Annotated in this window: 25 protein-coding genes and 1 pseudogene; 12 read left to right on the top strand and 14 right to left on the bottom strand. The window is 61.6% G+C overall.

What is annotated here, in order from left to right:
* Positions 1 to 100: pseudogene (locus tag NKH12_RS16405) on the top strand (IS481 family transposase); the annotation flags it as partial.
* Here the strand turns inward: NKH12_RS16405 and NKH12_RS16400 are convergent.
* From NKH12_RS16400 to NKH12_RS16385, 4 genes are all read right to left on the bottom strand, one after another.
* Positions 97 to 486: a type II toxin-antitoxin system death-on-curing family toxin gene (locus NKH12_RS16400; RefSeq protein ID WP_352954090.1), complete on the bottom strand. Its 390-nt coding sequence runs from the start codon at positions 484 to 486 to the stop codon at positions 97 to 99. The pseudogene NKH12_RS16405 and the gene NKH12_RS16400 sit on opposite strands and share 4 nt — an antisense overlap.
* Positions 483 to 704, bottom strand: a complete 222-nt coding sequence (locus NKH12_RS16395; RefSeq protein ID WP_095496758.1) for an AbrB/MazE/SpoVT family DNA-binding domain-containing protein — start codon at positions 702 to 704, stop codon at positions 483 to 485. Before NKH12_RS16395 ends, NKH12_RS16400 begins: the two co-directional genes overlap by 4 nt.
* Before the next feature lie 72 nt (positions 705 to 776).
* Positions 777 to 2,900 (bottom strand): methylmalonyl-CoA mutase, encoded by a 2,124-nt coding sequence (gene scpA / locus NKH12_RS16390; RefSeq protein ID WP_352954089.1) that lies wholly within the window; start codon positions 2,898 to 2,900, stop codon positions 777 to 779.
* A complete protein-coding gene (locus NKH12_RS16385) occupies positions 2,897 to 4,339 on the bottom strand; it encodes a methylmalonyl-CoA mutase subunit beta (protein WP_352954088.1) in 1,443 nt (480 codons plus the stop codon). The genes scpA and NKH12_RS16385 overlap by 4 nt, the downstream gene beginning before the upstream one ends.
* A gap of 258 nt (positions 4,340 to 4,597) precedes the next feature.
* On the opposite strand from NKH12_RS16385, the gene NKH12_RS16380 reads away from it, so the two are divergent.
* Positions 4,598 to 6,142, top strand: a complete 1,545-nt coding sequence (locus NKH12_RS16380; protein ID WP_352954087.1) for a helicase HerA-like C-terminal domain-containing protein — start codon at positions 4,598 to 4,600, stop codon at positions 6,140 to 6,142.
* A gap of 103 nt (positions 6,143 to 6,245) precedes the next feature.
* Here the strand turns inward: NKH12_RS16380 and NKH12_RS16375 are convergent, their stop codons facing one another.
* Entirely contained in the window at positions 6,246 to 7,070 is an 825-nt protein-coding gene (locus NKH12_RS16375; RefSeq protein WP_352954086.1) for a L,D-transpeptidase, read from the bottom strand.
* Positions 7,071 to 7,342: 272 nt separating this feature from the next.
* Complete coding sequence (locus NKH12_RS16370) at positions 7,343 to 8,005, bottom strand: haloacid dehalogenase type II (RefSeq protein WP_352954092.1); 663 nt, start codon at positions 8,003 to 8,005, stop codon at positions 7,343 to 7,345.
* Between the two features lie 157 nt (positions 8,006 to 8,162).
* Between NKH12_RS16370 and NKH12_RS16365 the strand changes: the two genes are divergently transcribed.
* The 4 genes from NKH12_RS16365 to NKH12_RS16350 all read left to right on the top strand — a co-directional run bounded on the left by NKH12_RS16365 (position 8,163) and on the right by NKH12_RS16350 (position 11,351).
* Entirely contained in the window at positions 8,163 to 9,041 is an 879-nt protein-coding gene (locus NKH12_RS16365) for a branched-chain amino acid aminotransferase (RefSeq protein ID WP_352954085.1), read from the top strand.
* A 106-nt stretch (positions 9,042 to 9,147) separates the two neighbouring features.
* Positions 9,148 to 9,750, top strand: a complete 603-nt coding sequence (locus NKH12_RS16360) for a superoxide dismutase (protein ID WP_352954084.1) — start codon at positions 9,148 to 9,150, stop codon at positions 9,748 to 9,750.
* Positions 9,751 to 9,947: 197 nt separating this feature from the next.
* Positions 9,948 to 10,391, top strand: coding sequence for a c-type cytochrome (locus tag NKH12_RS16355; RefSeq protein ID WP_352954083.1), 444 nt, complete (start codon positions 9,948 to 9,950; stop codon positions 10,389 to 10,391).
* Positions 10,392 to 10,400: 9 nt separating this feature from the next.
* The gene (locus NKH12_RS16350) at positions 10,401 to 11,351 is read left to right on the top strand and encodes a cytochrome c (RefSeq protein WP_352954082.1); all 951 of its coding nucleotides are present in this window, start codon (positions 10,401 to 10,403) and stop codon (positions 11,349 to 11,351) included.
* 28 nt (positions 11,352 to 11,379) lie between these two features.
* Here the strand turns inward: NKH12_RS16350 and NKH12_RS16345 are convergent, their stop codons facing one another.
* Positions 11,380 to 11,763 (bottom strand): SET domain-containing protein, encoded by a 384-nt coding sequence (locus tag NKH12_RS16345; protein WP_352954081.1) that lies wholly within the window; start codon positions 11,761 to 11,763, stop codon positions 11,380 to 11,382.
* A 161-nt stretch (positions 11,764 to 11,924) separates the two neighbouring features.
* A complete protein-coding gene (locus tag NKH12_RS16340; RefSeq protein WP_352954080.1) occupies positions 11,925 to 14,075 on the bottom strand; it encodes a S9 family peptidase in 2,151 nt (716 codons plus the stop codon).
* Positions 14,076 to 14,108: 33 nt separating this feature from the next.
* Here NKH12_RS16340 and NKH12_RS16335 point away from each other — a divergent pair, with 33 nt between their 5' ends.
* From NKH12_RS16335 to NKH12_RS16325, 3 genes are all read left to right on the top strand, one after another.
* Positions 14,109 to 14,492 carry a hypothetical protein gene (locus tag NKH12_RS16335; protein WP_352954079.1) on the top strand — a complete coding sequence of 128 codons (384 nt, stop codon included), beginning with the start codon at positions 14,109 to 14,111 and terminating at the stop codon, positions 14,490 to 14,492.
* 55 nt (positions 14,493 to 14,547) lie between these two features.
* A complete protein-coding gene (locus NKH12_RS16330) occupies positions 14,548 to 14,823 on the top strand; it encodes a hypothetical protein (protein ID WP_352954078.1) in 276 nt (91 codons plus the stop codon).
* Between the two features lie 272 nt (positions 14,824 to 15,095).
* Positions 15,096 to 15,521 carry a Ros/MucR family transcriptional regulator gene (locus NKH12_RS16325; protein WP_023800837.1) on the top strand — a complete coding sequence of 142 codons (426 nt, stop codon included), beginning with the start codon at positions 15,096 to 15,098 and terminating at the stop codon, positions 15,519 to 15,521.
* Positions 15,522 to 15,665: 144 nt separating this feature from the next.
* Here the strand turns inward: NKH12_RS16325 and NKH12_RS16320 are convergent, their stop codons facing one another.
* Complete coding sequence (locus NKH12_RS16320; protein ID WP_352954077.1) at positions 15,666 to 16,094, bottom strand: SufE family protein; 429 nt, start codon at positions 16,092 to 16,094, stop codon at positions 15,666 to 15,668.
* 134 nt (positions 16,095 to 16,228) lie between these two features.
* The gene (locus tag NKH12_RS16315) at positions 16,229 to 16,579 is read right to left on the bottom strand and encodes a DUF5330 domain-containing protein (protein WP_352954076.1); all 351 of its coding nucleotides are present in this window, start codon (positions 16,577 to 16,579) and stop codon (positions 16,229 to 16,231) included.
* Between the two features lie 531 nt (positions 16,580 to 17,110).
* Between NKH12_RS16315 and NKH12_RS16310 the strand changes: the two genes are divergently transcribed.
* The 3 genes from NKH12_RS16310 (at position 17,111) to NKH12_RS16300 (ending at position 20,027) form a co-directional block, all read left to right on the top strand.
* Positions 17,111 to 18,847 carry an ATP-binding protein gene (locus NKH12_RS16310; RefSeq protein ID WP_352954091.1) on the top strand — a complete coding sequence of 579 codons (1,737 nt, stop codon included), beginning with the start codon at positions 17,111 to 17,113 and terminating at the stop codon, positions 18,845 to 18,847.
* Positions 18,822 to 19,589 (top strand): peptidoglycan-binding domain-containing protein, encoded by a 768-nt coding sequence (locus tag NKH12_RS16305; protein ID WP_352954075.1) that lies wholly within the window; start codon positions 18,822 to 18,824, stop codon positions 19,587 to 19,589. Before NKH12_RS16310 ends, NKH12_RS16305 begins: the two co-directional genes overlap by 26 nt.
* A gap of 90 nt (positions 19,590 to 19,679) precedes the next feature.
* Positions 19,680 to 20,027, top strand: coding sequence for a DUF1491 family protein (locus tag NKH12_RS16300; protein WP_352954074.1), 348 nt, complete (start codon positions 19,680 to 19,682; stop codon positions 20,025 to 20,027).
* 150 nt (positions 20,028 to 20,177) lie between these two features.
* Here NKH12_RS16300 and NKH12_RS16295 read toward each other — a convergent pair whose 3' ends face one another.
* The 4 genes from NKH12_RS16295 to NKH12_RS16280 all read right to left on the bottom strand — a co-directional run bounded on the left by NKH12_RS16295 (position 20,178) and on the right by NKH12_RS16280 (position 25,101).
* Positions 20,178 to 21,197, bottom strand: a complete 1,020-nt coding sequence (locus tag NKH12_RS16295; protein ID WP_352954073.1) for a hypothetical protein — start codon at positions 21,195 to 21,197, stop codon at positions 20,178 to 20,180.
* Positions 21,198 to 21,699: 502 nt separating this feature from the next.
* A complete protein-coding gene (locus NKH12_RS16290) occupies positions 21,700 to 22,248 on the bottom strand; it encodes a DUF1254 domain-containing protein (protein WP_352954072.1) in 549 nt (182 codons plus the stop codon).
* On the bottom strand, positions 22,241 to 22,825 hold the full coding sequence (locus tag NKH12_RS16285; RefSeq protein WP_352954071.1) for a DUF1214 domain-containing protein: 585 nt from the start codon (positions 22,823 to 22,825) through the stop codon (positions 22,241 to 22,243). Before NKH12_RS16285 ends, NKH12_RS16290 begins: the two co-directional genes overlap by 8 nt.
* 116 nt (positions 22,826 to 22,941) lie before the next feature.
* On the bottom strand, positions 22,942 to 25,101 hold the full coding sequence (locus NKH12_RS16280; RefSeq protein ID WP_352954070.1) for a transglycosylase domain-containing protein: 2,160 nt from the start codon (positions 25,099 to 25,101) through the stop codon (positions 22,942 to 22,944).
* Positions 25,102 to 25,281 lie beyond the last annotated feature (180 nt).

The following is a 25,281-nucleotide window of genomic DNA, read 5'->3' as shown; positions in this document are numbered from 1 at the left end:
CAGATACAATTGGCATCGTCCACACGGCAGCCTAAAGTCCAAACCACCCATCAGTCGCCTCGATATAACCCTGGACAACCTGTTGAGGCTCCACAACTAGTCCTCGATCTTGACAACATGGTCGCGGAAGAAAGCCGCCGCACCGGCCTCGTCGATCTCGCCGGCTGCAACGCCCATGACGAATTCGTAGACCGTGCCGTTGTCCGCCGTCAGCGTATAGCCGTTGACAATCAGGAACGCGCCGGCGGCGACGATGGCCGTGCGCTTGTTGCCGTCGACAAAGGCGTGATTTCTGGCGATGCCGAAGATATAGGCCGCAGCCAGATCCTCGATCGATGGATCACCATAGTTCGCCTTGTTTTCGGCGCGGGCGAGCGCCGATTCGAGAGCATTCTCGTCTCTCAAACCCTGCGCGCCGCCATGCCGACGCAGCTGCTCCGCGTGCATCGCTTCCACGGCGCGCCGGCTCAGGAATTGGCAGCTCATTCAGCGAGCTTCTGAAGCGCGACCTTGTATTTATCCATCACCTCGCGGGCAGCTTTCATTTGCCGCTCGAAGCTATCGTCCACCGGCTTCAGCGCAAGGCCGTCACCTGTTTCAACGATTTGAAGCTGGTCGCCAGCCTTCAGGTTCAGACGATCGAGAAGCTCCCTCGGCAGGATCACGCCTTCGGAATTACCGATCTTGCGGATGGTCGTGTTCATAGCGCTGCACCTTGTTGCAACACAAATTATAACGCGATCCACTCTCCGTTACAACGGATATTATAACAGGGCTCAGCGCATTTGCAGCAGCCGATCAATCAGCCGTTCCGCCGCTTCCGGGATGACCGTGCCAGGCGGGAAGATTTCGGTGGCACCCGCCTGCCGTACCGCATCGTAATCCTGCGGCGGGATGACGCCGCCGGCGACGATCAAAATGCCGTCGCGTCCGAGCTTCTTCAGCGCGTCCCTGAGTTCGGGAATGAGGGTCAAATGGCCCGCCGCCAGCGACGAGGCGCCGACGATGTGCACGTCATGCTCGACCGCGAGCCTGGCGATCTCTTCCGGCGTCTGGAACATCGGCCCAACGGTGACGTCGAAGCCGAGATCGGCAAAGGCCGTGGCGATGACCTTCTGGCCGCGATCGTGGCCGTCCTGTCCCATCTTGGCGACGAGAACGCGCGGCTTGCCGCCGGACTTTTCCTCGAACGCGACGATCTTGTCCTGCAGCCGGTCGACCACCGGATTGTCGCCGAGCGCCTTGCGATAGACGCCGGAGATCGTCTGGACCGAAGCGACATGGCGGCCGAAGACCTTTTCCAGAGCCAGCGAAATCTCGCCGACCGTGGCGTTGGCGCGCGCGGCGCGAATGGCGAACTCCAGCAGATTTTCGCCGCTCTCCGCAGCGCGGCTCAGCGCACTCAGTGCGCTCTCGACGGCGCCGACATCACGCGTGCCTTTCAGCCGTTGCAGTTTCGACAATTGACGGGCTCTGACTTCGGCGTTGTCGATCTTCAGCACGTCGACCTTGATGTCTGTCTCCGGACGATAGGCGTTGACGCCGACCAGTATCTGCTCGCCGGAATCGATCCGCGCCTGCGTGCGCGCGGCGGCCTCTTCGATGCGCAGCTTCGGTATGTTTTTTTCGGTTGCGGCGGCCATCCCGCCCAGGCTCTCGACCTCTTCGATATGGGCCAGCGCGCGCGCCGCCAGATCATGCGTCAGCCGTTCGAGATAGGCAGAGCCTCCCCATGGGTCGATGATGCGGGTGGTGCCGGATTCCTTTTGCAGGATGAGCTGTGTGTTGCGGGCGATGCGGGCCGAATGGTCGGTCGGCAGCGCCATCGCCTCGTCGAAGGCGTTGGTGTGCAGCGATTGCGTATGACCCTGCGTCGCCGCCATCGCCTCGATCATCGTGCGGATGATGTTGTTGTAAGGGTCCTGCGCCGTCAGCGACCAGCCCGAAGTCTGGCAATGGGTGCGCAGCGACAGCGAGCGCTCGTCCTTCGGCAAGAAGTTCTTCAGCATCAGGGTCGACCACAAAAAGCGGGCTGCCCTCAGCTTGGCGACCTCCATGAAGAAGTTCATGCCGATCGCCCAGAAGAAGGAAAGGCGCGGCGCGAAACGGTCGATATCGAGACCCGCCGCGACACCGGCGCGAGCATATTCGATGCCGTCGGCGATCGTGTAGGCGAGTTCGAGGTCGGCGGTCGCCCCTGCCTCCTGCATGTGATAGCCGGAGATCGAAATCGAATTGAACTTCGGCATGTGCTGCGACGTGTAGGAGAAGATGTCGGACACGATCCGCATCGAAGGCTTTGGCGGATAAATGTAGGTGTTACGCACCATGAACTCTTTCAGAATGTCGTTCTGAATGGTCCCGGCGAGGTCCTTCTGCGCAACGCCCTGTTCTTCCGCCGCCACGATGTAGAGCGCCATGATCGGCAGCACCGCGCCGTTCATGGTCATCGACACCGTCATCTCGTCAAGCGGGATGCCGTCGAAGAGCTGGCGCATGTCGAGGATGGAATCGATGGCGACGCCGGCCATGCCGACATCACCGGCAACACGCGGATGATCGCTGTCGTAGCCGCGATGCGTGGCGAGGTCGAAAGCGACCGACAGTCCCTTCTGACCGGCTGCAAGGTTGCGCCGGTAAAAGGCGTTCGACTCTTCCGCCGTCGAGAAGCCGGCATATTGCCGGATCGTCCAGGGCTGCTGGACATACATCGTCGAGTAGGGGCCGCGCACGAATGGCGGCAGGCCCGGATAAGTATCGAGATGCGGCAGCCCCTTGAGGTCGCCCTGGTTGTACAGATGCTTGATGGCCAGCCCTTCCGGGGTCAGCCGCTGGCCCTTGACCTCGATCGGCGCTCGGCGCGGCGCCGACCAACCGATCTGGCTGAAATCCGGGATCATGGCGCTGCTCCGATCGATTGATCGAGGCGGATCGGAAACAGCGGCTCGCACACCGCCACGCCCTCGGTGACGGCAGGCCGCCGCTCCGCTGCCAGCGTTTCGACCGGACGTTCGGTCTTCGACGGGTGAAGCGTCGTGCCGATGATGGCCCGCTCGCCCGCTTGATAGGCAGCATTGCGGCGGGCGGCGGCCGCCTGAACTCGTTTTTGGATGTGTCCTTGCTGCAGGCTGGACAGCACGCCGCCTTCCGCCTCGATCCGTTGGAATTCTTCCCACGCCGCTTCGCAGAGTTCGGCGGTGAGTGCTTCAACGGCGCCCGAACCGCAAGCAGGGTCGGCGACATGATCGATATGGCTTTCGTTGGCCATGATCAGTTGCGTATTGCGGGCGACACGGCGGGCAAAGCCCGTCGGCAGGCCATGCGCGATCGTATGCGGCAGGATGGAGATCGAATCCGCCCCGCCGGCTGCCGCGGCAAAACCGGCGATCGCGCTGCGCTGGATGTTTGTCTCCGGGTCCGCCGAAGTCATCATGCGGAAGGACGTCTCGGCATGAATGTTGGCGGTGGAGGCGGAGATCGAGCAGGCCTCCTGAACCCGTGCCCACAGCCTGCGCAAAGCCCTGACCTTGGCCATCGACACGAACTGGTCCTGGTCGACGCTCAACGCAAAGCCGATATGGGGCGCAGCGTAGACAAGCGGCTGGCGCGCCTCTTCGAACATCCGGAGATAGGAGACTGCCGAAGCCATCATGGTGCCCAGTTCCTGCGCTTCGGTCGCGCCGGCATTGTGGAAGCCGCGTCCGGCGGCCTCCAGAAGCACCCCCGGCACGCCCATCCAGAAAAACTGCGCCAGGGACTGCGGCATCGACGCCTGCAAGGCCTCGATCGACATACGCAACCGGCCGGTTCCGGCAAAGATCGCCGCCGGATCGATGCCGAAGGAAAGGTTGAGCTTTGCCGGGTCCGACCGGCGCTTGCTCAAGAACGCAACCAGCCAGTCGGCCACGGCGCGGCTCCAGGGATGCGCGTCGATGCGGACCTGGATGCGGTTGAGCGGCACGCCGTCCAGCACCGTCTCCAGCGCCTCGGCAGTCCTCGGCAGGCCGTAGCCGAACGCATTCGGCGCGCCTTCGAAGACAAGCGACAATCCGGTGGCACCCTGGGCGACGTCTTCCAGGGCCTGGGCTTTGGCGCGGCCGATATCCGGATCGTCGATACGCTGGCTGACGATCCACGGCGATCTGGGATTTGCCCGCGCGAGCGGCTCTGCAGTGACCGAACGGTCATACAGCGGTTCGATGCGGATGCCATCGTCCGTATGGGATACGAGCTTTTCCTCGAAGGATCCGCCGGCCAAGGCTTTTTCCGCAAGGGCCAGCCACCGTTGCCGGTCAGGGTTCGGAAGTTCGGCATCGTGGTTCAAGGCACCGGCGCCCATCCGCTCTCCTCGTCTTCTCGGCCGATAGGCCTGAAACGTCAGTCTACGGTTCCCCGTCCCAGATCACAATGCAACACGCGTCCTGCAACGATGAACCGTCAACCGATTGCCAAACATGCGCAAAATCCGCAAGCTCCAAAAACCCAATTTCGACCATGGCCATTGTCGCTGCGCAATGGCGTCATTATACCTGCGGCGAGCCCCGTTACTTTCAATAGATCAGGGCATTCAACACTTCAGGTTGCGGAGACCCGACACATGGCTGACGACACCAGTATTTTCATAGGAGCCAGCCGAAAGCCCGACGACAGCTATCAGCGCGCTGAAAATCTGCTGCTGCAGTATGGCAATCGTCATGGCCTGGTCACCGGTGCGACCGGTACTGGCAAGACCGTGACCTTGCAGATTTTGGCGGAAGGTTTCTCCAATGCCGGCGTGCCGGTCTTTTGTGCCGACATCAAGGGCGACTTGTCCGGTATCGCCATGATGGGCACGGCACAGGATTTTCTGGTCAAGCGTGCCGAGCAGGTCAAACTCGATCCCTATGATTTCCAGGAATTTCCGGTCATCTTCTGGGACCTGTTCGGCGAGCAGGGCCATCCGATCCGCGCCACCGTCTCGGAAATGGGGCCGCTGCTGCTGTCGCGACTGATGAACCTGTCCGAGGCGCAGGAAGGCATCATGAACATCGCCTTCCGCATCGCCGACGAAGAGGGCTTGTTGCTGCTGGACCTGAAGGACCTGCAAGCGCTTCTTGCCAACATCGCCGAACGCGCCGAAGAAATCGGCGCTCGCTACGGCAATGTGACGAAACCTTCGGTCGGCGCAATCCAGCGGACGCTGCTGGTTCTGGAGCAGCAGGGAGCGACGAATTTCTTCGGCGAGCCGGCACTGCGGATCGCCGACATCATGCGCACCACCCGCGACGGGCGCGGCGCGATCAGCGTGCTGGCCGCCGACAAGCTGATGATGAATCCCAGGCTCTATGCGACATTCCTTTTGTGGCTGATGTCGGAACTGTTCGAGGAGCTGCCCGAAGTTGGCGATCCCGACAAGCCGAAGCTGGTCTTCTTCTTCGACGAGGCGCACCTTCTGTTCGATGACGCGCCGAAGGTGCTGATCGACCGCGTCGAACAGGTGGTCCGCCTGATCCGTTCGAAGGGCGTCGGCGTCTACTTCGTCACCCAGAATCCGCTGGATATCCCCGAAACCGTTCTGGCCCAGCTCGGCAACCGGGTGCAGCACGCCCTGCGCGCCTACACGCCACGGGAGCAGAAGGCTGTGAAGACCGCCGCCGAGACGTTCAGGCCCAATCCCGACTTCGACTGTGCAACCGTCATCACGCAACTCGGCACCGGCGAGGCGCTGGTCTCGACGCTGGAAGCCAAAGGTGTTCCGTCCATGGTCCAACGGACTCTGGTTCGCCCGCCGTCGTCGCGCCTTGGCCCGATCACGCCTGACGAGCGCCGCACGCTGATCGCTGAGAGCCCGGTTACGGGACAGTACGACCAGACCGTCGATCGCGAATCGGCCTTCGAGATGCTGCAGAAAAAGGCCAAGGACGCTCTGGACGCCGAGGCGCAGCAGCAGGAGAGCGGCCGCTCACGCTGGACCATTCCAGGCTTCGGCAATGACGATCCCGCCCCCCAGCCCACCGGCGGGAGGCGGGCACCGGCGCCGCGAGCGTCCAATCGCCAGACGGTGGCGGAGGCGGCGATCAAGGCGGTGGTTCGTTCGGTCGGCTCGTCCGTCGGACGGGCAATCGTGCGCGGCATCCTCGGCAGCCTGGCTAGGGGACGCTGAGCATCGGGTTCAAAAGTGGGCGCCGGTTTTAGACAATCCGATGGCCAGGCAGAGGGGCATCGGATTCAAACGTACGCCGGCCGCTCCAGCGCTTTCGACCAGCTCAGAAGATCGAATCCGAGATCGACCTTGCCGGGCCGAGCAGGATGGATCCATCCGGGACGCCCGCATCGATTGGAATGGCTTTGCGGTCTGCCGTGGCAACCAGTTCCTGACCGACACCGGCGGTAACGATCACCGGCGTCTTGTTGGGCACGCGGTCATAGAGGTCGATAATGTCCTGATTTATCAAGCGAACGCAGCCAGATGACACCGATTTGCCGATGGAAAACCACTCCGGCGAGCCGTGCAGGCGGTAAAGCGTGTCCTCGTTGCCCTCGAAGAGATACAGCGCCCGCGCGCCGAGCGGATTCGTCAGCCCTCCGGGCATGCCGCCATTGTCGGCGCTGTATTTTGCGAGCTCGGGCTGGCGGGCGATCATTTCGGCCGGCGGCGTCCATTTCGGCCATTTCTGCTTCCACTGGACGACGGCGTCGCCAGACCATTCGAAACCGGCGCGACCCAGCCCGACACCATAACGAATGGCTTGTCCGCCCGGACGCACGAGATAGAGGTGGTGGCCAGCCGTATCGACGACAATGGTGCCGGGCCGTTGGCCGGTCGGATCGGGAACGATCTGACGCAGAAATTGCTCGTCGATTTTCTCGAACGGTATGCCCGGGAGCTCGAACCCACCGTCGCTGACCGGAGCGTACATTGTTGCATAGTCCAGGAGCGGCGGCTCGACATTGGCTAGCGGCGGCGGCTCGACCGGCTGCCCTCCCACCGTGGTGCAGGCGGAAACCGCAATCGAGGCGGCACCGAGCGCGGCGGCGTTGAGAAAGCCGCGACGGCTCAGGCGATAGGATTCGATTTCGGTTGTGAACATGGTTGCCTTTTTTAGGTCTCAAGTCGAAACAAAACATGGATACGCCGATCAGTACGACGCCAGCCCTACCAATGCCTGGCGCGATAGGCGGTTCCGATTCTGGCCTGACGGAGGACAAACAAAGGCAAAGCTGTGACAGTTCCGCCCCTGTTGCGCCGGGGCAACAGGCCGGCAGCGCAGCACGTCCATTAGACGCGTACAGGACGCTTGTAGCACTTTCGTTTTGCGTATGATCTTTTCCAAAAATCGATTCCGATTTTTTGGATCATGTGCTAGCCAGCGGCCAGCAGGCCCTCGAGCGAGGGCAGGATCAGGGCCGGCGGAAAGTCCCGGTATTCCTCGGGCTGGTTGGAGCGGTTGATCCAGACTGTCCGGAAACCGAATTTGGTGGCGCCGGCGACGTCCCAGCGGTTGGATGACTGAAACGACACCGCATCAGGGTAGAGCCGCCAGCCTGTCGTGACCATGTCGTAGACCGACGGATCGGCCTTGAAGCGCTTGACGGCATCGACCGAATAGATGTCGTCCAGAAACTGGTCGAGCGCGGCCGATTTGACCGCCGCTTCCAGCATTGCAGGCGAGCCGTTGGAGAGGATCGCCAGCTTGGCGCCAGACGCTTTGAGCGCTTTGAGCACGGCCGGCACCTCCGGATAGCAGTCCAGCCGCCAATAGGCGTCGAGCAGCTTGACCCTGAGTCCCTTGTCCGCGGAGGGAACCTTGCGCAGGGCGAAATCGAGCGCCTGCTCGGTGAGCTGCCAGAAGTCGGCGTAGGCGCCCATCAGCGTCCTCACCCAGGAATATTCCAGTTGCTTGGCGCGCCAGATCTCCGACAGAAGCTGGCCGTCCGGCCCGATCTGGTCGGCATGACGGCGCACGGCGGCATGGACATCGAACAGCGTGCCGTAGGCGTCGAAAACGTAAGCCGCATGGTGCATGGTGACAGTTTTGCGGCGAGGCAAGGCAAGGCGCAAGCACAGATTGCGTTCGCATACCGCTGGCCTCAACAAATCTCAGCCATAACAGTTGACGGCAGACGCCAAAGCATCTTCCAATGGCGAGACAGGACAGCTTTTTGAGACGCGGAACCAAGCGATGACACTGGCGGCTGCGGCGCAATCCGCGACATGGACCTTCGTGGATGGCGACTGGTACGAGGGCAACGTCGCCATTCTGGGGCCGCGCAGCCATGCCATGTGGCTCGGCACCAGCGTGTTCGATGGCGCCCGCTGGTTCGAGGGCGTCGCCCCGGATCTCGACCGCCACGCCGCGAGGGTGAACGCTTCGGCGATCGCGCTTGGTCTCAAACCATCCATGAGCGCCGAAAAGATCGTCGGGCTGACCTGGGACGGGCTGAAGAAGTTCGATGGCAAGACGGCGGTCTACATAAGGCCGATGTACTGGGCCGAACATGGTGGCTACATGGGCGTGCCGGCAGATCCGGCCTCGACCCGTTTCTGCCTTTGCCTGTACGAATCGCCGATGATCTCGCCGGCGGGCTTTTCGGTCACCGTCTCGCCGTTCCGGCGCCCGACCATCGAAACCATGCCGACCAACGCCAAGGCCGGCTGCCTTTATCCCAACAATGGCCGCGCCATCCTCGAAGCCAAGATGCGCGGCTTCGACAACGCCTTGGTGCTCGACATGCTGGGCAATGTCGCCGAGACCGGAACCTCGAACATTTTCCTGGTCAAGGACGGTCATGTCCTGACGCCGGCGCCGAACGGCACTTTCTTGTCCGGCATCACCCGCTCGCGGACGATGACGCTGCTTGGCGAGTATGGGTTCAAGACCACCGAGAAGACGCTGTCGGTGCGCGACTTCCTCGAAGCGGACGAGATATTCTCGACGGGAAACCATTCGAAAGTCGTGCCGATCACCCGCATCGAGGATCGCAATCTCCAGCCCGGGCCCGTAGCCAAGAAGGCGCGCGAACTCTATTGGGATTGGGCACATTCGACTTCGACCGGCTGACTGGCTAAAAAGCGAACCGGCGCTTCATTCCGGAGTTGTTCCACACCAATCCAGACCTATGTTAGTCCGGTATCGGCACCGGATTTTTCCACGAGGAGTACGACCAATGGCTTTTGAACTGCCCGCCTTGCCCTATGACTACGAGGCCTTGCAGCCTTACATGTCGAAGGAGACGCTGGAGTATCACCACGACAAGCACCACAAGGCCTATGTCGACAACGGCAACAAGCTGGCTGCCGAAGCCGGGCTCGGCGATCTGTCGGTCGAAGAGGTTGTGAAACAGTCCTTCGGCAAGAACCCCGCGCTCTTCAACAATGCCGGCCAGCATTACAACCACATTCATTTCTGGAAGTGGATGAAGAAGGGCGGTGGCGGCAACAAATTGCCGGGCGCGCTGCAGAAGGCGTTCGACAGCGATCTTGGCGGCTACGATAAGTTCAAGGCCGACTTCATCGCCGCCGGAACCACTCAGTTCGGTTCGGGCTGGGCCTGGGTTTCGGTCAAGGACGGCAAGCTGGCGATCTCGAAGACGCCGAACGGCGAGAACCCGCTCGTCCATGGCGCGACACCGATCCTGGGCGTCGATGTCTGGGAGCACTCCTATTACATCGACTATCGCAATGCCCGGCCGAAATATCTCGAAGCCTTCGTCGACAGTCTCATCAACTGGGACCATGTCCTTGAGCTTTACGAAAAGGCGTCGGCCTAACTGAGTTGCAGAAAAGCCCCGGCAAAATCGGGGCTTTTCTTTTGGCTCACCGATCGGCCGCTTTTTCCAGAACAGAACGACCGTCGCAAAATTCACACAAGCGTGAGGCGAATTTCCGGAATTTTTAAGCCACTTTTGCCGTTATCGGTGGGTCCAGAATGCCTCAACCGAAACATCGTCATCATGGAGCCAATTGAATGAGAAAGCTTATCCTCGCCATCTCGATGCTCGCCTTCGCCGGTTCGGCGGCATTCGCCGACCCGATCCAGGAGCGGCAGGCTCTGATGAAGGAACGTGGAAAGATCGCCGGCCAATTGTCGAAAGTGGTCAAGGGCGAGACCCCTTACGACGCAGCGGCCGTGCTGGCGGCGTTGAAGGCGCTGCAGGCCAACGCTGAGAAATTCCATGCAAACGTCGAGACTCTTTTCCCAGCTGGCAGCGAAACCGGCGACACCACCGCTGCCCCCAAGATCTGGTCGGATATGGCCGGCTTCAAGGCGGTTGAGGAAAAATATCTCGCCGACGTCAAGGCTGCGGCGGCCGCCGCCCCTGCCGACGTCGATGCCTTGAAGGCGGGGTTCAACACCATAGGCGGCGATTGTGGCACCTGCCACCAGACATACAGGATAAAGAAGGGCTGATAGCGGGCGATGCGCCTGCTGAAAAGGCTCGTCGGCGCCACCCTCGCTCTGGGCGCCGCCGGCGCTGTCGCCGGCTGGTTCCTGTCGGCGCCGGCCAGGCTCGACGCTGAGACGCTGGCGCGGCTCGGCCCCGGCGATGTCGCCAGGGGCAAGCGCATTTTTTATGCCGGAGGCTGCACATCGTGTCATGCGAAGCCTGGTTCGCAAGGCGATGCCCGCCTTCAACTGGCAGGCGGTCTCGAACTCAAGACGCCGTTCGGCACCTTCGTGCCACCGAACATCTCGCAGGATGCCAAGGATGGTATCGGCGCCTGGTCGGTCGAAGACCTCGCCAACGCCATGATGAAGGGGGTGTCGCCGAGCGGCGAGCATTTCTATCCGGCGTTTCCTTATGCGTCCTACGTGCGCATGAAGCCGGCCGACATTGCCGATCTCCATGCCTTCCTGAAAACGCTTCCGGCGGTCGCCGGCAAGGCGCCGCCCAATTCGCTGGGATTCCCGTTCAACATCCGTCGCGGCATCGGGCTGTGGAAACGTCTCTATTTGAGTGACCAGCCGGTGGTTTCCTTCCCCGATGGCACGCCGGATCCGGTGATGGCCGGCCGCTACCTGGTCGAAGGGCCGGGCCATTGCGGCGAATGCCACACGCCGCGTGATTTTACTGGCGGCACCAAGAAGAGCGAGTGGCTGGCCGGAGCCACTGCTGCCGAAGGCAGCGGCATCGTGCCGAACGTCACTTCGGGTGAAGGCGGGCTCAGTGACTGGTCGGAGGCCGACATCGCCAACTTTCTCGAAACCGGCTTCACGCCGGATTTCGATACCGTCGGTGGCGCCATGGTCGACGTGCAGAGAAACATGGCCGAACTGACGCCCGAGGACCGGGCGGCGATATCAGCCTATCTGAAGGCCATACCGCCGCATCCCAATGGCTATCCGGCGCGCAAGCAGCCTTCGAGCTGAAGCGAAAACCGGACGGGATGGCGGCGCGTCAGCGGTCGCCGAGAAAATCGAAGCCGGTTTCGAAGAAATGATTGTAGTTGCAGGTCATTTCCTCGCCGGGCGCGATGTCGCGCGACGCATACGTCTCCTCGGGCGAGGAGACGTCGCAATTCGGGTCATCGGCATGGTTCATGTAGCGCGCGTCGTCGGCTTCGAAGACGATGTAGTTCGGGTCGCGCCGGTCGGGATAGGAATAGCGATCGAGATAGGCTTTGATCGGCCCGGTTTCGCGCTCGTAGGTCTCGACGGGAATGCGCCGGTCGTAATTGGGATCGAGCTTCCAAACCAGAGTGCCACGGGGAATGTGGTTCTTGGCAAAGACTCCGATGCCCTGGATAGGCGATTTGTCGAGATAGACGTCGACGAGCAACATGGCAGACCCTTGGCGTGACTGGATGATTTTGGTGGCGCAGCTGCGAAAAGCCGCGCATTGGGTAGCGCGCGGCCATCGCAATTGCGAGCGGAAAATCAGCCAGGCCGTGACCCGAAATTGGAATCGATTTCCCGCAGGGGATCGTGCGCAAGCTCAAGCTCCTACAGCGCCCTTTGCGCGTCCAAAAGGGTGGGCGGCGCTGTGGTGGCAAGGTCGGCCTTGCCCGCCACCTTCAGCGCAAACGCGTAGGTGAAGGCGATTTCCTCGAGCCTGGAAAACCGGCCGGATGCGCCGGCATGGCCGGAGTCCATGTTGATCTTGAACAGCACCGGATTGTCGCCGGTCTTGCGGTCGCGCAGCCGCGCTACCCATTTGGCCGGCTCCCAATAGGTGACACGCGGGTCGGTGAGACCGGCAAGCGCCAGGATCGGCGGATAGTCGAGTGCGGCGACATTGTCATAGGGCGAGTAGGCGGCGATCGTTCGGTAGTCCTCCTCCGAAGCGATCGGATTGCCCCATTCGGGCCATTCCGGCGGCGTCAGCGGCAAGGTCGCGTCGAGCATGGTGGTGAGCACGTCGACGAACGGAACCTCGGCGACAATACCGCCGAAGCATTCCGGCGCCATGTTGGCGATCGCGCCCATCAGCAGGCCGCCGGCCGAGCCGCCCTGTGCGACGATGCGGTCATGTTGCGTATAGCGTTCGGCGACGAGGTGGTGGGCGACCGCGACAAAATCGGTGAACGTGTTCATCTTGTGCGCCCGCTTGCCGTCGTCGTACCAGCCATAGCCCTTGTCCTTGCCGCCGCGGACATGGGCAATCGCGTAGACGAAGCCGCGATCGACCAGCGAAAACAAATTGGTGTTAAAGGCGGCCGGGACCGTGATGCCGTAGGAGCCGTAGCCGTAAAGCAGGCAAGGCGCTGATCCGTCGAGCGGCGTGTCGCGACGGTGGATGAGCGAGATCGGCACCAGTTCGCCGTCGTCGGCGGGCGCCATCAGCCGCCGCGTCACATAACGGTCCGGGTCGTGACCGGACGGAACTTCCTGCGTCTTCAGCAGCACGCGCTCGCGGGTCCGCATGTTGTAGTCGAAGACCTGCGCAGGCGTTGTCATGGACGAGTAGGAAAAGCGCATGATCTCGGTGTCGTATTCATAAGATCCCGACAGACCGAGCGAGAAGGCTTCCTCGTCGAAGGAGATGAGGTGTTCCTCGCCGCTCTTGCGGTCATGCACGACGATGCGCGGCAGGCCTTCCTTGCGCTCAAGCCTGACCATATGGTCCTTGAAGCCGATCACCGAAAGGATCAGCCGGCCCGCTTCGTGCGGCACCAGTTCCTGCCAGTTGGCGCGCACCGGGTCGCTCGCCGGCGCCGTCATGATCTTGAAATCCTTGGCGCCGTCGGCGTTGGTGAGAATGAAGAAGATATCGCCGCCTTCTTCGAGGTCGTATTGCAGGCCGGTCTCGCGCGCCGAAACCAGCTTCGGTTCGGCGAACGGCTCGCTGGCGCTCATGATCCGATATTCCGAGGTCTCGTGGTCGTTGATGCCGACCATGATCCACTCGTTGGAGCGCGTGCCGCCGACATTCATAAAGAAGCCCGGATCGGTTTCTTCGTAGATCAGCCGGTCGTTCTCAGGACTGTCGCCAAGGGCATGGAACAGCACCTTGGAAGGACGGTGGTTGGGATCGAGGCGGGTGTAGAAAAATCCGTCATTTCCGGCATCCCACACGCCGCCGCCACCTGTGTCCGGGATCCGGTCCGGAAACTCCTTGCCGCTGGTAAGATCGCGCACGCGAAGCGTGTAGAATTCGGAACCCTTGTCGTCGAAGGCCCAGAGAAGCTTGCGGTGGTCGGTCGAATGGTCGACACCGCCGAGGCGGAAATAGGCCTTGCCTTCGGCCTCGAGATCGCCGTCGAGCAGGATCTGCTGGTCACCGCCATCGCGCGGCGTGCGGAAATAACGCGGCTGCTCGCCGCCAAGCTTGAAAGATGAGCCATAGGCGTACGGCCCATCCTTCATCGGCACGGAAGAATCGTCTTCCTTGATGCGGCCCTTCATCTCCTTGAAAAGCTGCTTCCGCAACTGGGCGGTGTCGGCCATCAACGCCGCCTGATAAGCGTTTTCGGCTTCGAGATGGGCGCGGATTTGGGCGTCGAGCAGGGACGGATCCCTGAACATCTCTTGCCAATTGTCGGCTCTCAGCCAGGCATAGTCGTCCGTCCGGGTAACTCCATGATGCAGATCGAAGACCGGCCGCTTCTCGGGTTGTGGCGGGCTGACAGTCGGAAATGCTGGGGTTCGGGTCATTGCGTCTCGCTGTGGAAGTTATTTGAATGGAGAATGAACACGCCGATCAGCGCAGGTTCAAGAGCCGGAGTATATGTTTTGCGCCGGGTTCCAGAAGATGAGCCGGAGGCGAGAGAAAATGAAATCCCGTTTTTTCGCGCTGCCGCGGCTTTCGTAGTCGCTTCGACAGTTTTGGCCTTTACCGGCCAATCTCATGCAACCGTGTTCGCAGCTTGGCAAGTGACCAACGTTCCGTTTGGCGACACGCTCAACGTGCGCATGTATCCGGCGGGCTCATCCCAGAAGCAGGCCGCCTATCCCAACGGTGCCGTTTTGCAGATGACCGGGAAATGCACCGGCGGCATAAACCTGCTCGACATCGCCAAGCAGCCGCACTACAGCGCCGCGCGCCCTCTGGACGCGCAAAGGACGCTGTAGCACCTTTGAATCTGCGCATGATCCTTCCCGAAAATCGATTCCGATTTTCGGGGTCATGCGCTGGGAGCAGGAACAGAAGATCCGCTATCGCTGGTGCCAAGTCTGGCATGATCCGGCACATAACGGCAATTTCCTCACCGGCCGGGTCTACGGAAATACATCACCCCACATTGATGGATCGACGCCGGTCCGCAGCGCTGATTTCTGGCTTGTTTGCAGACAGCAAATCGCAACCTATGGTTTTGCAGATTCTGAAAACAACCAGATAGCCGGCGCCACAACCAAGCATAGTCAAGCATTGAGAAATTTTTACTGGCCAACGGGGATGTAACGGCAGCCCGACGGGGCGTCAGCCGTTGCTGGTCGGACCAGAAAATATCGCAAAATTACAGAGTGCACGAAAGGTTGAAGCCGATCGTGGACTATTTTATTAACATCGATGAATACAGCGCAAGAAGCGAATTGACTTACTTGACTCACTGGCTCATTAAGATTCTGCGACGCGAATCGCAGAGGCTCTTTTCCTGCAAAAATTTCGCGCCATGCCCGACCTATCAAAAATAGGGCGCAGATAGAAACAACTCTCGTTGGGGCCATGAAGCCATGGATATTATCGAAACACCTTCCAGAAATAGTGATGCGCTGATCGAGTTGACGGCCGATGTCGTGGCCGCCTATGTCAGCAACAATCCGGTGCCGGTCGGCGAACTGCCGAGCCTCATCGCCGATGTCCATGCCGCCCTCGGGCGCGTGGGCGGGGCCAGTGAACAGCCTCCTGCCGACAAGCAAAAGCCGGCAGTAAACCCGAAACGCTCCGTCCATGACGACTACATCGTCTGTCTTGAAGACGGCAAGAAGTTCAAGTCGCTGAAGCGTCATTTGATGACCCACTACGGTCTGACGCCCGACGAGTATCGTGAAAAATGGGGCCTGGACGCGAGCTATCCGATGGTTGCTCCCAACTATGCTGCTGCCCGTTCCCAGCTCGCCAAGAAGATGGGTCTCGGTCGCAAGCGCAAGGGGCGCTGAATCGGCTCTTCCCAACGTGGGTTGAACGATCAACGGCGCCTCCGGGCGCCGTTTTGCTTTGGGGGCATTGCTGGAGCAATCGATACGCCTTGCCCAATGTGGGGGCTCTTCGCCGTGCGGGGGCAATCGCGCGCTGTTGTCTATTCAGGCGGTCTGCCTCAACGCCGCCTCGGCGTCGCGCTTGATGCGCTTGACCATGGAACGAAGACCATTGGCGCGTTGCGGCGACAGGTGTTCGTCGAGGCCGAGTGCCTTCAGCGTGGCTTCCGCGTCGGTTTTCTGGATCTCGCTTGCAGGTCGTCTGGAAAACAGCGCCAGCATGATAGCAACGAGGCCGCGCACGATATGGGCGTCCGAATCGCCTGCGAAGGTCACGATTGGGTCGGGACCCGGTCCATATTGGGTCGTCAGCCAGACCTGGCTGACGCAGCCAGCTACCTTGTTGGAGGGGTTGCGTTCCTCATCGGGAAATGGCGGCAGGGCCTCGCCCAGTTCGATCACATAGCGATAGCGGTCTTCCCACTCGTCAAGCAGGGAGAAGTCGTCGCGGATCGTTTGGATCGTCGTAGTCATAGCCCCGGATGTCGTAGTCATAGCCCCGGATATAGTCATCCGGCGACGCCGCGTCACGGAAAAAGAGGAAAAACACCATAGGCGTCGAGGGGCGGACGGCCTGCGGTGCAGTGACAGACGCGCTGAAAAATACCTCAGTTTTTCGCGGGCAAGTCGACTTTCGCCGGCAAGACGATGTCTTCGGGCACGCTGCCGGTCGTTGTCGCCGTGTCGGGTTCGGCAGTCTTTTCGTCCAACATGGCGGCCGCGATCTTGGCTGTCTCCTTGGCCCGGGCGGTGATCGTGTGCATTGCAGACTTGCCGGTCTCGCAGACGTCGGGCTTGCGCTCGCATATGCCGGCAAAGTCGCCGACCGCTTCGCGTGCCGCGAACAAGGCCTGGATCGGCCCGACGCTTTGGTGGCCTGTCTCATCCGAGCCGACATTCAGCGGCAGCGCCAGAAGCACCAGCGAAAACCAGAAAGCCATTCTTATCAGAAAGCCCATCTGTATGCCCTCATGTGTGACCTGACATGCATTCGTGCGGCATGACCTCTTTATGGGTACGATAGTGGCATAGACGCGCAAAGGACGGCTTGCCCGGTCAGCGAAAATTTTCCTCAAATTTTAGGCAATTTCGAAACGAAGCGTTTTGCAAAGGATTTATCTCAAATTCAGCCGATTATCTTCACTTTAGGTTAACCATCCATCTGACTGTTTTCCATAGTTATTTCCCCGAAGCGCGGCGTGCCGGTGGCGACTGTCAGAGGCGGAAGGGCGGTCCGCCCGGATAACGCTCCATTTACTATGGCTGCAATTGCCAAGGTTTTGCCGCGCCGGCCTCCTAATATTTGCCTCAGGCCGGGCATTGATCGGTCCTCCCTTATCCATTCCTTAAACGCTGGATGCGAGTTTCAGATCAACAAAAGCAACCTGCGAAGCAGGCTGTTCACGACCAGGTGCGAGTGCGTTGAGTTGAGTTCGATAAGGGCCAGATACGTTGAGTTGCCCGGCGCCATGGCAGCCGGTTGCGAACGTATGGTTCATCCGTCGATCCTCAGACAGAACGACCGCCGGTGCCAGCGCCGGTTTATCGGTGTCATGCTGGCCGCTCCGTTCTTTGCCGCAGGTGCAGCAGTCACGCTGGTCACCTCGGGCATGGGCGCGGCCGTGACCATGGCTGCGATCTTTGCGACTTTCGGTCTCTGCTGGTTTGCCGCCTTGCTGGTGGCGGCATCGGGCAAGATGGCGTTCGCCGGCCAGGTCGCCCTGGTGATGGGCAGTCTTGCTCTTGCCGGTGTCATTGCCGCGGCGGGCGGTCTGGCCTCGCCGGTAGCCATGCTTGTCGTGGCGCTGCCGTTCGAAGCCTGGTGGATCGGCGCGTCTCGTCGCGCTGCACTCTGGGGTGTGGTGTCCGCATTTGTCGCTATCCTGCTGCAGGCCTTTGCCGGTTCTGTCATCCCGTTCGGCCCGGCGGTAACAGCCGCTTGGCATTGGCTGCTGCCGCTGGCTTGGGCGCTCACCCTCGTTCCGCGCGTCACGAGACTTGGCAGCCCGGCCGGCGCGCAGCTTGATCCGGCGACCGACGATCGGCTCGAGAAGATCATCGACGCCGTTGTCCTGCGGGCCGGCAGGCATGGCGAGGTTTTGGATGCGTCGGCAAAGGCGCGCACGATCCTGAAGCTGCAGCCGGAACTGCTGTTCGGTACCGGCCTGTTCGACCGTATCCATCTGTCCGATCGCGTCGCATACCTCAGCGCGCTGGCCGACATGCGCGACGGCGCGTCGGGGCGCCGGCTCGATCTTCGCGTCCGGCTGCCGCAAAACGGCCATGGCCCGACGGCGGACAACTACCGGCCGTTTTCCCTTGAGCTGATGCGGGCGGAGCAGCATGATGTCCTCACGTTCGTCTTGCGCGAGAACGACGAACTCGCCGGCTTGCGCGAAGAGCTTGCCGCCGCAAAAGAGGCGGCCGCATCTGCCGAAGTGGCGAAGGGACGGTTTCTGGCGGTCGTCAGCCACGAGCTGCGCACGCCGTTGAATGCCATCATCGGTTTTTCCGACATGCTGCTGCATGAGATGTTCGGCACCTTCAAGGATCCGCGCCAGAAGGAATATGTCGGGCTGGTCAAGGAGTCCGGCCAGCATTTGCTTGCCGTCGTCACCTCGATACTCGACGTGTCGAGGATGGAAGCCGGCGCTTACGCGACTGAGCCGGAACCGTTCCGTTTCGTGGAAGCGGTTGAAATGTGCCAGTCGATGATGCGCTTACAGGCAGAGGCAAAAGAGATCGATCTGCAGGCTCAGATCGCACCGGATGCAGGCGAGATAAACGCCGATCGTCGTGCCGTGCAGCAGATACTCATCAACCTCGTCTCCAACGCGATCAAGTTCACGCCCGATGGCGGCGATGTCGTCGTCGGCGCCAAGCGGATCGGCTCGCGACTGCATTTCTGGGTCAGGGACACCGGCATCGGCATCGCCGAGGAAGACTTTGCCAATCTCGGCAAGCCGTTCATGCAGATCCAGAACGACTATACGCGCCGCTTCGAGGGAACCGGGCTCGGCCTATCGCTGGTGAAGGGCCTGGTGGCGCTGCACGAGGGCACGATGTCGATCGAAAGCATGCCGGGCGAGGGCACCACGGTCACGATCAGCTTACCGGTGAACGGACCGAAGGGACGTTCGACCGACAAGCCCGGCGTGCTGCCGATGCCTGCAGCCAAGGCGGAGACGAAGGGGGACAGGCATGGCTCGCTCCGCAAAACAGCTTAAGGCGGTCAAGCGCCGCGGCAATGCCTTCCAGGGTGGCGCGGTCGCGGTCGGCAGTCTGATCTCGCGCAATCCGGTTCTGGTCGGCGGTTCGACCGCCTTCCTGGTGACGCTGTTCTATGTCTCGGCCAACGCTCTGTGGTATCAGCCTTTTCCTCATGCCGGCGCGTTTTTTGCGACCAGGAGCATAGACGGCTTTCCTCGATCAGGCGCCGACGAACCCGAAACCACCATCAACATCGTGCGGCCGGGCTCGGCCCCGATCAAGAGCGATCCGGTCGTCGAGCAGATCCAGGGCATATTGAAGGACCTGGATGTCTATTCCGGCACGGTCGACGGCATTCCCGGCCCCAACACGCGTAAGGCCATCCAAGCCTATCAGCAGAAGGTCGGGCTCAACGCTTCCGGTGAGATCGACAGCGTTCTGCTCGATCAACTGGGCGCCACGCCAGCCGCCTCGACGGTCGTGCCGCATCCGGCACCGCGCCCGGACGACATGGCCGCGATTCCCGTCTCCGCTTCGGCGCCGGCAGATGTGCCGGCGCAGGCACCCGACGCCCGCATCATCAAGATCCAGGCCGGGCTGAAGGCATTCGGCAATGACGATATGCAGCTCGATGGCGTGGTCGGGGCCCGCACCAAGGCAGCGATCAAGGAGTTCCAGTCGCTGTTCGGGCTGCCGGAGACCGGCGAGCCCGACGAGGTCGTCTACGTCAAGATGCGCGAGATCGGCCTGACCAACTGAGGCTTTGGCCCTACTAATGGTCGAAGTGATCGCTCGCGGATTGGCGAAAACCTCGCTAAACAGCATCCGGATCTCGTCCGGGGTTTTGTAATGCGCGTAACCACCGATCTGTGGGTGTCGGCCCTGTCGCGCCGGGTTTTTGGCGCTGGCGGCTTCGCCGCCGTGGTCAAGCGCGGCGCGACCGAGGCCGGCGCCGTCTTCGTGCTGGCGCGTGGCCGCCTGGGCGAGGTTGCCTTGTTTGGGCCGGCGCCGCAGACGAGCTACGATTCGGCCAAACCCGACGACCGTTTCTTCAGTCTGCTCGGCGCCGGTGACGATGCCGCCGTTTTTGACGCACGACTGGAAAGGGAAAAGAAATTCGATCCGGACATCTGGGTGGTCGAGATCGAGGCCGGCGCTGTTCCCGTCGAGGAACTTATTTCGGTCAAGTTGCTCTAACGATTATGGATGAAAACAAAGGCTTAAAGCGTTTGCTTGAATCTCTTTCAGACCCGACGCGCCTTAATGCATGTCGCGCAAAAGTGTGCAGCGGTTTTGCGATAACGACATGCATAAAACAACACCCTAAAGCGCGTCGCATGAGGCCGGTCAAACGCGACGCGCTTTAGGACTGGCGGCAGCATTATCGCTGTCCGCTTTGCGGATGTCGGCGTTTGCCGCGATGGGTCCGGCATTGCGAACGGCCTTCGACAGTGTCTCGGCCTTCCAGCCGCGTAGCCTGTCCAGTGCCGCGTCGCGATGCAGCAATCGGTAGCGGTCGAGGAAGATGCGGATGGCCTGCGGATGCGAAAACTCTGTGGGATAGAGGGCGACAGTGATCAGGAACGCTCTCTCTTCGCCGAGATCAAGCGCGCGCAGGGCGGCTAGAAGCGACGTGTAGTTCTGGTTTGCGGTGAGCGACCGCGCCGTTGAAAAATCGAGTTCGAGCGCGTCGGCCAGTGCGGTCTGGAAGAATGCGGCGTTACCGGTCAGCGCTGTCGCGCGCAGTTTAACATAGGTTTCAGTGCCGGCGAACGGATTGACGGTCGCGCCGCCGCTCTCGGCATCGGCACGCATCAACGACCGCAGCCGGCGCCGTGCATTCTCGGCGGCGGCGCCGGGCACCTGCTGGCTGTCGGGGCTGGGCGCGACGACTTCGGCGCTTTCGGGCGCCGTCTTGGCGATCGCCTCCGGCTGCCGCACCCTCACCAGCGTCGGCTTTTCAAGCGCCCTGATCAGCTGGGCGATGGTGGGGTTCAGATCCTTGCGGCGCGCAATGGCGCGTGCATGTGGCAAGCCGTGCCGTCCGATCAGCGCGATGAGGTCGATATCGCTCAGCGCGCGCGAACGGATGAGCAACGGCGCGGCAACGTCGACCGGCTCCTCGCAAAGCCGCCGGACCAGCGCAGTGGGCGCATATTCGCATTCGGAAAGGGCGGCGGCGACGTAGCGGCGCGATTCGACCGACACACTGGCGAAAAGCGGAAGCGTCAGATCCTCAAGTTGCGCGATCTCCCGGCGCGAAGGGCGGGTGAGCGAACAGAACGCCGACACCGCGGCGCGGAACAGCCTTTCGGCCTTTCCCGATTCAGCCCGTATAGCGATTTGCCTGAAATCCGAAGCTGACACGAAGGATACGCCTGACACTCGACACGATCTGGACCATGCTCGACCGGGGCTGTGTCGGTTTCGCATTGGCCTCGGGTCAGGACTTCCTGACCTCAGAACAAACATCAAATTAGCGGCGATCCGTTAGCGTTCCGTTAACCTACTGCCGTCCTTAATCAGATTGGAGGCGTTGCGTTGCGCTCCGGGGCAACCGAGAGGAATGCACGAACCATGGGCATGGTACTGTCTTTCGTGCCGCGAACGGCGGCAACCAATCGAGCAGAACGAAACACCGGAACGCCGGCGGCGGTGATCATTTTCCCCGGCGTCCGCTACGAGCCACGGCAGCTGACGGGGGAGACGCGGCCAGGCGCCGGTCCGGATAAGCCGGGCTCGTCAAGGACGATGCCGGGGTCGTCGGGGACGATGCCTGTTCCGCATCATTAGAGCGCCGCGCAGCATGGACGCGCGAAGGACGCTCTAACGCTGAATCGGTGCAGGCCGTCGCATATTTCGGCTGACGTCAGTAGTCCTGCAGCTCGCAGGAGCTCTGCTCGAGAAACCGCGACACGATCGGCCTCCAGCTGTCGTCGGGCACGAAGGAGCGGATGACGAACATGCCTTCGTCGATGGGCGCCTCGACGAAGATTGCCCCTTGCAGTTCCTCAGGAAGATTCTTGCGGATCTCGATCATCTGCGCCGGCGTCAGTACGATACTATCCAGCACCCTTCCGGTCGCACTGTGGTCGTTGAAGGAGTAGATGTTATGGCCGCTGCGGTCATAGACCGATACGGACCAGAACGGGACGTTTCCCGGTGCCTTCACCCGCACCATCCCTTCGGACAGATCGAACCGGCAAGCCGCCGCATAAAACAGCGGATCGCCGGATTTCACCACTGGCGTACCGCCGGCCCCTGCGTCCAGCCTGGTCATCCGATAAAGGTCGGAGGCCATGGCCAGCCGCGACCAGGCATTTCGTTCGGAAAATTCCGGGACAAGCAGCAGCACGATGATGTGTACGATGCCAGCGCCAAGCAGGCCGAGCAAGATCGCGTGCAGCAGCCTACGCATTGCAGCCGACCTTCACGATCTTTGGCAGCGTGACATCCGAAAGGCCCGTACTGCTGGCGATCGGCGTGTCGTAGAATGTCAGCACGAGATCCATCCGGCCGAAGCCGTCGGAAAGCAGCCAGTTGCCGGGTGCGGGGCGGTTGCTGACGGAAATCACCACGGAATTGTCGGGCTGGCGCAGCACCTGATAGGATTGAAGTGCCGCAAGCCGTGGCTTGCCGGTCTCGACCACGCCGAGCGATTGATCGGCGGCATAGAGGGTCCAGAACCGGGCTGTGGGAAAGTCGCCTTCGATTTGATAGGCGCATTGGCGTTTCAACTGTTCGCCATCGGAATCGCGTTCGGCAATAAAGGACAGGCCTTCCGCCTGCCCGAGTGCAAGGACACCCTCGCGCGCCACGCGGGCTTTCGAATAAGGATCCGCCGCCTGCGTGCCGATATCGGGGAACGCCGTCCATGGGCCGATCCTGATCGCGCCGATGCCATCCTGCGTCTTGAGAGCGTACCAGACGCTGCCGCCGCCACCGCCGAGGGCTATGGCAAGCGCGAGGAGCGTCAGGAATGCGTTCTTGAGCATGAAGAGTCGCGGGAAAGAGGGAATGCCGCTCGGGGATACGCGGGGCAGGGGGCCGTGGCAAGCGGACCTCTGTGGAATTGCCGGCGAGAAGGACAGCCTGACCGGTCGTGCCGGCATTAAAGCGCCGACAGGGCCTCCGGCGTCGCGGGCGCCTGGAGGACGGGCGCCGACTGGAACAGTCTTGTGATGTCCCTGAGCGCCCGCGTGGTTTGGCTGGACAGCACCGGCGGGCGCTCGGCGGCGGCGTCGGCCGCTGCCTGCTCGGCATTCTTCTTTTCCGCTTCCTCGGCCTTGGCGGCGATCTCTTCGTCGACGAAGGGATGATCGAGACCGGGGATCGGCTTGAGATCGATATTCTGGTGCGCATAGACCATCAGCCGCTGCCAGACCATCGCCGGCAGCGAGCCGCCGGTCATGTTGTTGGTCGGAGTGAAGTCGTCATTACCGAGCCACACAGCAGCCGTGTAGTTGCCGGTGAAGCCGACATACCAGGCGTCGCGGTAAGATTGCGTAGTGCCGGTCTTGCCGGCCGAAACGATATTCGGAAGGGCAGCGCGCCGCGCCGTACCCATCACCGGCACTGCCGCCAGCATGGTGTTCATAGATTTCAGCGCCTGCTCCGAGAGCACACGGCGCGGCGGCGGCGCGTCCTTGGCGAAATCGTAAACCACCTCGCCGGTACGGGTGACGAGTTGGGTGATGCCATGCCGGGAGCCGACAAAGCCGTTCTGGGCGAACACGCTATAGCCTGTCGCCTGGTCCATCACGGTCATGCCCGATGTGCCGAGCACCATCGTCTTGTGCGATTCGAGCGGCGATTCGACGCCCATGGCTTCCGCCATCGCCTTGATCGGCTTTATGCCGAGATGATTCTTGGCAAGCCGCACCGGCACGGTGTTGACCGATTTGGCCATCGCCGTGATCAGCGTGACCTTGCCGGCGCGTCCGTCATTGTAATTGTGCGGCGACCAGGCACCCCAGGAGATCGGCGCGCCGGAAACGACGGAGTCCGGCGTGAAGCCGTGCTCCATTGCTGTTGCGTATACGTAGGGTTTGAACGATGAGCCGCTCTGGCGCAGCGCCTTGGTGGCACGGTTGAACTGGCTGGCACCGTAGTCGCGGCCGCCGACGATCGCCCTGACTGCGCCATTGGTTTCGATGACGACCATAGCGCCTTCGGTGACGTTGTATTCCTTGCCGAACTGGCGGAGATGGAACTCCATCGATTCTTCCGCGGCGTTCTGGATGTTGGCGTCGAAAGTGGTGTGAGCGACCAACGAATGCTGGCCGGACTTTGCAGCGATCTTTTTGACCTCTTCGAATGCCCAGTCGAGGTAGTAATCCGGGCTCTTCTGCTCGCCGCGATCGACGATTTCGGCCGGATGCAGCCGCGCCTGCAGCACCTGACCCTCGCTCATGAAGCCGGCCTCGACAAGGTTGGACAGCACCACATTGGCCCGCGCCCTGGCAGCAGGCAGGTTGATGTGCGGCGCGTATTTGGTCGGTGCCTTGAACAGGCCGGCCAGCATCGCCGCTTCGGCGAGGTTCACATCCTTGACGCTTTTGCCGAAATAAAAATCGGCGGCCGCTTCGATACCAAACGTGCCGCCGCCCATATAGACGCGGTCGAGATAGAGCTGCAGGATCTCCTTCTTCGACAGATTGGCCTCGAGCCACAGCGAGAGGAAGGCTTCCTTGATCTTGCGTTCCAATGTCCGTTCATTGGTCAGGAACAGGTTCTTGGCCAGCTGCTGGGTGATGCTCGATCCGCCCTGAACCACAGAATTCGCCCGCACATTTGCGAAGATCGCGCGCGAAAGACCGAGCGCATCGATGCCGTAGTGATCGAAGAAACGCCGATCCTCGGTGGCCAGCACCGCCTTGATTACCTGGTCGGGCATCTCGTCGACCGGCACCGAATCACGCTGGATGATGCCGCGCTGGCCGATCTCGTTGCCATAGCGGTCGAGGAAGGTGACGGCGAAATCGCCCTGGGCACGCCAGTCGCCAGTGGTTTCCTGGAAGGCCGGCAAGGCAAGCGCCAGCATGACGACGATGCCGCCGGCGCCGAGCGTGAGGCCCTCGCTCAACATTTCGATGATGCCGCGGCGCCAGCCGGAGACGCGGAAGCGCCGGAAAAAAATGGTGGCCGCTTCCCAGAACCGACGCGCTTTGAAGCCGATCTCGTAGAGCGAGGAATCGAACCACGCATCCGCCGCCAGCAGCCTTGCGGCAATCGGACCTCTTCTCTTGCGTGGTTTCAAAGGACTGGCCATTCCAGGATCCGGCTGCGGCTGCGCCCCCACTGAGAAACTGCCTGCGGGCAATTTCAGGGCGGCGCGCCAGCCAAGACTATTCGTCCATTTTGGCCCCGCTCACAAGGGCGAGGAGGACTTTCGCGGCACAGTTTTTAGGTAGGAGGGTAGGGCTTGAGGGCCACCCCCTCCACCGCCTTG

This window comes from Mesorhizobium sp. M1322, assembly GCF_040318085.1.
In the GTDB taxonomy this organism is placed as follows: Bacteria; Pseudomonadota; Alphaproteobacteria; order Rhizobiales; family Rhizobiaceae; genus Mesorhizobium.
The sequence above is the reverse complement of the archived record's forward strand: the minus strand, read 5'-3'. Positions and strand labels throughout refer to the sequence as shown.